Source organism: Methanosarcina spelaei, from assembly GCF_002287235.1.
In the GTDB taxonomy this organism is placed as follows: domain Archaea; phylum Halobacteriota; class Methanosarcinia; order Methanosarcinales; family Methanosarcinaceae; genus Methanosarcina; species Methanosarcina spelaei.
This window is the reverse complement of record NZ_LMVP01000230.1, coordinates 1-2074: the sequence shown is the minus strand read 5'-3', so window position 1 is coordinate 2074 and position 2074 is coordinate 1. Positions and strand designations below refer to the sequence as shown.

Annotated in this window: 1 protein-coding gene and 1 pseudogene; both read left to right on the top strand. The window is 39.1% G+C overall.

Features of this window, described 5'->3' with window-relative positions:
- Positions 1–641, top strand: a pseudogene (locus ASJ81_RS11785) (PKD domain-containing protein); the annotation flags it as partial.
- A 214-nt stretch (positions 642–855) separates the two neighbouring features.
- On the top strand, positions 856–2074 hold a 1219-nt coding region (locus ASJ81_RS11775), incomplete at its 3' end, for a PKD domain-containing protein (protein WP_095644615.1).

The window sequence follows — 2074 nt, the reverse complement described above, 5'->3', positions numbered from 1 at the left end:
CGACTCATAAGTACAGTAAAGCAGGAACATATACTGTTAAGTTGACAGTAAAGAATGCTGCAGGAAGTAACACGGTAACAAAAACGGAATATATAAAAATCATAACAAAACCTGTTGCAAACTTTACCAGCAGTGTTACTTCAGGAAAAGCACCTTTAAACGTTAAATTTACTGACACAAGTACAGGTACAGCTTCTAGCTGGATCTGGAACTTTGGAGACGGATCAAAGTCATTTGTCGAGAATCCAACTCATAAGTACAGTAAAGCAGGAACATATACTGTTAACTTAACAGTAAAGAATGCATCCGGAAGTAATACGGTAACAAAAACCGACTATATAAAAGTTGTAACAAAAACAGTTGCTTAAGTTTTCTGCAACTCCAATCTCTGAGAAATCTCAATTAGCGGTAGGATTTACCGATTAAAGTACAGGAATTCCTACCGCGTGAAATGGAGTTTTGGAGACGTAATAATTTCCAGAAAAAAGAAAATCCCGAACATCAGTGTTTTTCAGGAAGGAAACTATAAGGTTACAGTTACATGGTTAACGTGGCAGACTACCTGTATAGAGCAGCTGGTTTTTAAGGTAATATTTAGAGTACCTTCTTTTATTTATTCCACTTGTTTCCTTTTTGGATAACAATTCTTTGCCAAATTTTTAGGTATATATACTCTTGCCAATATCCTTAACTGTAAGTGTCGACCTTGCATAAAAGTGGAATCTAATGAACCTTATAAAATTTATTGCTGTAATTAAATCTTATTTTTCAGAAAAAAATCAACTTTTTGCAAAAAGATTATCTATCCTGAGCATATGTCAGCGAGGTCGGCAAGGATTAAATGGAGTAGATATTATGAAACAATTTACCTTGCTTGCCTTACTGGCCATTTTTCTAATCATAGGTTTAGCATCACCAGCGCTTGCAGCCGATATAACCGGTGAGCGAACGCTAAACACTACAAGCGTTAAAGCAGGAGATAGCTTCAGAGTAACTTTAAATGTTACAGTTTCAGATGGCACACTTTACGCACCTGGAATTGACGAAAATCTTCCAGATAATTGGACTGTAACACCGGTTCAGAATGACGGAATGATATATCAGGCTGCAAATACACAATGGGTACTCATTGATGAGATGGGACCTGGTAAAAAAACAGTCATATATGATGTTTTCGTGCCGACAACAATAGAAAACGGGACCTACTCAATTGCAGGCGAAGTCTCAGCAAAAGAGTGGGCTGATGGAGAAGAAATAACAAGGAAAAGCAACATCACAGGGGATACGAATGTAACGATAGGGATCCCTGAGTTTTATAAACCGACACCAGTTGCCGCTTTTAATGCCAATATAACTAATGGTTTTGCCCCACTTACGGTTAACTTCACTGACCAATCTACAGGTAAACCTGCATCATGGCTCTGGGACTTCGGAGACAGTACCAACTCTACAGAGCAGAACCCTGTGCATACTTTTTCGGAAGCAGGAAACTATACTGTTAACCTGGTTGTAAGCAATGAAAACGGAACTAATTCTACATCTGCTTTGATAACTGTTTCAGAAAAACCTTCAGTAATACTGCCTGTCGCTAATTTCAGCAGCAATGTGACGAGTGGAATTGTTCCTCTTTCAGTTCAGTTCACCGATCTTTCTGAAAATGCAACTGATTGGACCTGGGACTTTGGAGACGGCTCTAGTGCTGCCGAGCAGAACCCTGTGCACACATACACATCAGCCGGTTCTTACACTGTCAACCTTACTGTTTCAAACGCTGATGGAAGCGATTCTGAAGTAAAAATCGGGTACATTAAAGTCACTGGTTCATCTCCAGGAAAGCCAGTAGCTGCTTTTTCAGCCTCTCCTGCTTCAGGAAAAGCACCATTAACAGTTACCTTTACTGACAAGAGTAGTAACATACCGACTAAATGGAAATGGAGTTTTGGAGACGGAACATCGTCCACAATCCAGAATCCAAAGCATAAGTATTCCAAAGCAGGAAAGTATACGGTAATACTTACAGTTACCAATGCTAAAGGCAGTAACACGGTAACAGAAACAGACTATATAAAAGTGA